The organism is Paenibacillus zanthoxyli JH29 (genome assembly GCF_000520715.1).
Taxonomy (GTDB): domain Bacteria; phylum Bacillota; class Bacilli; order Paenibacillales; family Paenibacillaceae; genus Paenibacillus_AQ; species Paenibacillus_AQ zanthoxyli.
Window position 1 is genome coordinate 1 of sequence record NZ_ASSD01000081.1, and the last position, 4,415, is coordinate 4,415.

General features: G+C 55.7%; 6 protein-coding genes and 1 pseudogene. 5 read left to right on the forward strand and 2 right to left on the reverse strand.

All coding sequences use genetic code 11. The annotated features are described in order from the left end of the window. On the forward strand, positions 1–726 hold a 726-nt coding region (locus tag L691_RS0103120; RefSeq protein WP_025688724.1), incomplete at its 5' end, for a dihydrolipoamide acetyltransferase family protein. Positions 727–847: 121 nt separating this feature from the next. Further along, a complete protein-coding gene (gene lipB / locus L691_RS0103125) occupies positions 848–1,558 on the forward strand; it encodes a lipoyl(octanoyl) transferase LipB (protein ID WP_025688725.1) in 711 nt (236 codons plus the stop codon). A gap of 75 nt (positions 1,559–1,633) precedes the next feature. Here lipB and prli42 read toward each other — a convergent pair whose 3' ends face one another. Further along, the gene (gene prli42, locus L691_RS31755; RefSeq protein WP_144415233.1) at positions 1,634–1,735 is read right to left on the reverse strand and encodes a stressosome-associated protein Prli42; all 102 of its coding nucleotides are present in this window, start codon (positions 1,733–1,735) and stop codon (positions 1,634–1,636) included. 103 nt (positions 1,736–1,838) lie between these two features. Between prli42 and L691_RS0103135 the strand changes: the two genes are divergently transcribed. Continuing rightward, positions 1,839–2,969: a M20/M25/M40 family metallo-hydrolase gene (locus L691_RS0103135; RefSeq protein ID WP_025688726.1), complete on the forward strand. Its 1,131-nt coding sequence runs from the start codon at positions 1,839–1,841 to the stop codon at positions 2,967–2,969. A 229-nt stretch (positions 2,970–3,198) separates the two neighbouring features. Here the strand turns inward: L691_RS0103135 and L691_RS0103140 are convergent, their stop codons facing one another. Further along, a complete protein-coding gene (locus L691_RS0103140) occupies positions 3,199–3,405 on the reverse strand; it encodes a hypothetical protein (protein WP_025688727.1) in 207 nt (68 codons plus the stop codon). A gap of 76 nt (positions 3,406–3,481) precedes the next feature. On the opposite strand from L691_RS0103140, the gene L691_RS0103145 reads away from it, so the two are divergent. Beyond that, a complete protein-coding gene (locus tag L691_RS0103145) occupies positions 3,482–4,072 on the forward strand; it encodes an NUDIX hydrolase (RefSeq protein WP_036735009.1) in 591 nt (196 codons plus the stop codon). 119 nt (positions 4,073–4,191) lie between these two features. Then, positions 4,192–4,415: pseudogene (locus L691_RS33300) on the forward strand (hypothetical protein); the annotation flags it as partial.

Consider the following 4,415-nt stretch of genomic DNA (forward strand, 5'->3'; position numbering starts at 1 on the left):
ATCCCTGAAATCGAGGTGGAGAGCGGCCGTTCCGAGTATTTGATCGACGTGACGCCGATCCGCAATACGATTGCTTCGCGGATGCGCCAGAGCGTCTCGGAAATCCCGCATGCCTGGACGATGATCGAGGTGGACGTGACGAACCTTGTGCTCCTGCGCAATAAGCTGAAGGATGAATTCAAGCGCAGAGAAGGGATCAACCTGACGTATCTTGCTTTCTTGATGAAGGCCGTCGTCAGCGCGATCAAGGATTACCCGATTATGAACTCCGTCTGGGCGGTTGACAAAATCATTGTCAAGCGGGACATTAATATATCGCTGGCGGTCGGCACCGAGGATTCGGTCTGGACCCCGGTTATCAAGAAGGCAGACCAGAAGAACGTGGCGGGCCTTGCCCGGGAAATCGAAGATTTGGCGATGAAGACGCGCGAAGGCAAGCTGCTTTTGGAAGATATGCAGGGCGGAACCTTCACCGTTAACAACACCGGCTCGTTCGGCTCGATTTTGTCTTACCCGATTATCAATTATCCGCAGGCGGCCATTTTGACTTTTGAATCGATTGTGAAAAAGCCTGTCGTCATCAACGATATGATCGCTGTCCGTTCGATGGCCAACATTTGCTTGTCGCTGGACCACCGGATTCTCGACGGCGTCATCTGCGGACGCTTCCTGCAGCGGGTGAAGGATAATATCGAGAGCTACAGCCTGGACACGAACGTGTATTAAGCACTCGTACCAACACGAATGCCGGTCTTGCCTGGTCCTGGAAAATCCCGGGACACAGGTAGGCCGGCTTTAAGGCTTCGCAAAGAATCAAGGGCAAAGGAGATGTTGAAGCATGGACAGCATAGAACCCCGGAAGCTGGAAATATCCTATTTTCCCATGATCGAATACAGCCAAGCCTGGAATATGCAAAAAGAGTCGGTTCGCGCCATTGACGCCGGCGAGCGCCTTGAGCAGCTGATTCTTTTGCAGCACCCGCCAACCTATACGATCGGGTCGCAGAATCATCCCGAGCACCTTCTGCTTAACGCCGATCAGCTGCGGGAGGAAGGAATCTCCTTGTTTGAAATCGACCGCGGCGGGGACATTACCTATCACGGGCCGGGACAGCTGGTCGGTTATCCCTTGCTAAGAATCGGCGAGCAGGGCAGAGTTGACCTTCACGGCTATCTGCGGTCGCTGGAGCAGGTGATTATCGATTACCTTGCCACCTTCGGCATCGAGGGCGGCAGAAAGCCGGAATATACCGGAGTATGGGTAGGCAATGTGAAGATTTGCGCCATTGGCGTGAAATTCAATAAGAGCCGCACGCGCAAAGGCTTCTTGACCAGCCACGGCTTCGCCTTTAACATTCGGGAGGGCATCGCGAAGGAAGGGTTCCGGGGAATCATCCCCTGCGGCATTTCCGAGTACGGCGTGACCTCGCTGGAAGAGTGCACAGGCCGCCGGTTCGAAATCGAAGAAGTCGCGGCGGCGCTCGTGCCCCATTTTCTTAACCGGTTTCCTTATGACGGGATTATATCGGACTGGGCGAAGGCCACGGCCGGACCATAAACGAAGAGTAATGCAAACAGCGGCCCGGAGAATCCGGACCGCTGTGTAATTAGCGGGGGAAGCCGCGAAGCTTCATCATCCAGCGAGAAAAGGCTCGATAACAATCATAAGCGTGGAAGCGACCATCGCGATCAGCATTACATAGATAAAGACGCGGAACCATTTTTGACGTTGCATGTGTGACTCCTTTGGAATTGGTTTAAAATTAGGGCATACAGTGCTTTGCCGGCGAACCGGCTACAACTTATTGTAACGTATACTTGAAAGCGAGGAAAGTCCAGTGATAGCACAAGACCGATTGATTCAGGAATTTATGGAGCTTGTCCAGATCGACAGCGAGACGAAGCAGGAACGGAACATCGCTGATCACCTGATCGCCAAATTCAAGGAGCTTGGACTTAAAGCGGTAGAAGATGATTCACAGGAAAGAACCGGGCATGGCGCGGGCAATCTGATTGTCACATGGCCTGCGGAGAATGTGGAAGCGGGCGCTCCCAAGCTGCTGTTCACCTGCCATATGGATACGGTCGTTCCGGGTCAGGGCATCAAGCCGGCGCTCGGCGAAGACGGCTGGATCACGAGCGATGGCACGACTATCCTTGGGGCGGACGACAAAGCGGGTCTGGCCGCGCTCTTCGAAGGGATTCGCGTAATCAAGGAGCAGAACCTTCCGCATGGGCAAATTCAGTTCGTCATCACGGCGGGCGAGGAGTCCGGGCTAGTTGGCTCGCGTTCGCTTGATCCGAAATATTTGGACGCGGATTTCGGCTTTGCGCTTGACTCCAACGGTGAAATCGGCGCCATCGCGGTAGCCGCTCCGACGCAGGCCAAGATCAAGATGGAGATCTTCGGTAAATCCGCCCATGCAGGCGTCAATCCCGAAGACGGCATCAGCGCCATTCAGGTGGCCGGCAAAGCGATTGCCGCGATGAAGCTTGGCCGCATTGACAGCGAGACAACTGCCAATATCGGCAAATTTGCCGGCGGTGGCCCGACGAATGTCGTCTGCGATTATGTGCAGCTGGAGGCCGAAGCGCGAAGCATTGTCCAGGACAAGGTCGATCTGCAGTTGGCCCAGATGCGCGAGGCGCTGGAAACGACGGTACGCGAGTACGGGGCGAAATGCGAATTCCGCAGCGAGATCATTTACCCGGCCTTCAGCTTTAACGAGCATGACCCCATTGTGCAGCTGGCTGAGCGGGCTATCGTCTCAGTTGGGCTGACACCAAGACGGTTCCCGTCGGGCGGCGGCAGTGACGCCAACGTGTTCAACGGACTGAACGTGCCGACGCTCAACCTGTCCATTGGATATGAGAATATTCATACGACCAAAGAGCGGATCAAGGCGGCTGACATTGTCAAGGCGGCCGAGCTGGTAGTGGCGATTGTCAAAGAAAGCGTTAATAAATAGCAGTAATCAGCCGCCCGGCTGATTCCCGTAAAGGGAAGAAACCGCAGGCGGCCGTAATGCGGCGAGAAGCTGCTCTACGGGCCGGAATGCCGGCCAATGGAGCAGCTTCTTTTAGTGTTTCGGAAGCAAGAAGGGAAGATCACGAGGGCAGGCCGGCTGCCGGAGGCCTGTAGTACCGATCGGCTAAGGTAGAGGGCGGCCGGATTAGCCCGAGAGGTTATCCTAAGTTTTACATGGCCTGGGGTGCTGCATCTTCTTGCAGGCGGTTCTCCGCGTGGAGGTTGATATGTTCCCGGTTGTGCAGCGACAATACATAAGCCAGCGGCATATCCGGCCCGAACCGCTGCTGTAAGGCGAGCAGCTGCTTGCGGATATGCTCTGGTGAGCCCGAGAGAAACAAGCCTGTGCGGCGAGTACGGCCTACCCTGTTATCCATGACGATTTCCTTCTTTCTCTTGAAGTTTGCTATAATACACCGTATGCAGACCAGAGATAAAGGAGACCTGATAAATATGGAAAATCAAGGAACTGAATTGAAAAAAGTATGGCCGGCCAATCCGGCGCTGGACGAGACTACGGTATCCACCCAACCTATTTTTGAAGGCAAAATTATTACGCTTCAGGTGGACACGGTGACCCTGCCGGACGGCAATACCGCGACCCGGGAAGTGGTTAAGCATCCGGGAGCGGTAGCGGTTCTGGCCCTGAACAAGGGCAAGATGCTCGTTGTCGAGCAGTTCCGCCAGCCGATGGGACGCACGGAAGTGGAGATTCCAGCGGGCAAGCTGGACCCCGGCGAAGATCCGCTGGAAGCCGCTGGGCGGGAATTGCAGGAAGAGACGGGCTTTCACGGCGGCGATCTGTTCCTGCTGAAATCGTTCTACACCTCTCCGGGCTTCGCTAACGAGATTATTCATCTGTATGTGACGGAGAATGCACAGCCCGGGGCGATGGCCCTTGACGAGGACGAATTCCTGGAAGTGTCCGAGCTGACGCTGGAAGAAGCGTACGAATACATTGCCGACGGGCGGATTGCCGATGCGAAGACCATGATGGCGGTCTACGCCTGGCATTTGTATACACTGACCGGGAAATGGAACTAGGACCTAAGGGAGCGCAGCAGGGCTTGAGTCTAACGGGACCGGAACGCAGGAAGGGTGCCGGGTGGAATCCCGACGAACAGGCTTCCGGACGAGGGACGCATGATCTAAATCGGGTATTCATAGATGAGAAGCAGAAGCGGAAGAGGGCTTCGGCCGCATCCTCTTCCGAGCCGGAGCTTGTCCGCTGCTATTGCGACCTGCATGTCCATATCGGCAGAACGTCCGAGGGACAGCCGGTGAAGATCAGCGGCAGCCGCGATCTGACCTTTGCGGGGATCGCCAAGGAAGCGGCGGAGCGCAAGGGCATCGGCTTGATCGGCATTATCGACAGCCACTCGCCCGC

Coding starts and splice junctions, on each gene's coding strand:
- prli42 (WP_144415233.1), bottom strand. CDS start 1,735: ATGCAACGTCAAAAATGGTTCCGCGTCTTTATCTATGTAATGCTGATC.
- L691_RS0103140 (WP_025688727.1), bottom strand. CDS start 3,405: ATGGATAACAGGGTAGGCCGTACTCGCCGCACAGGCTTGTTTCTCTCG.
- L691_RS0103145 (WP_036735009.1), top strand. CDS start 3,482: ATGGAAAATCAAGGAACTGAATTGAAAAAAGTATGGCCGGCCAATCCG.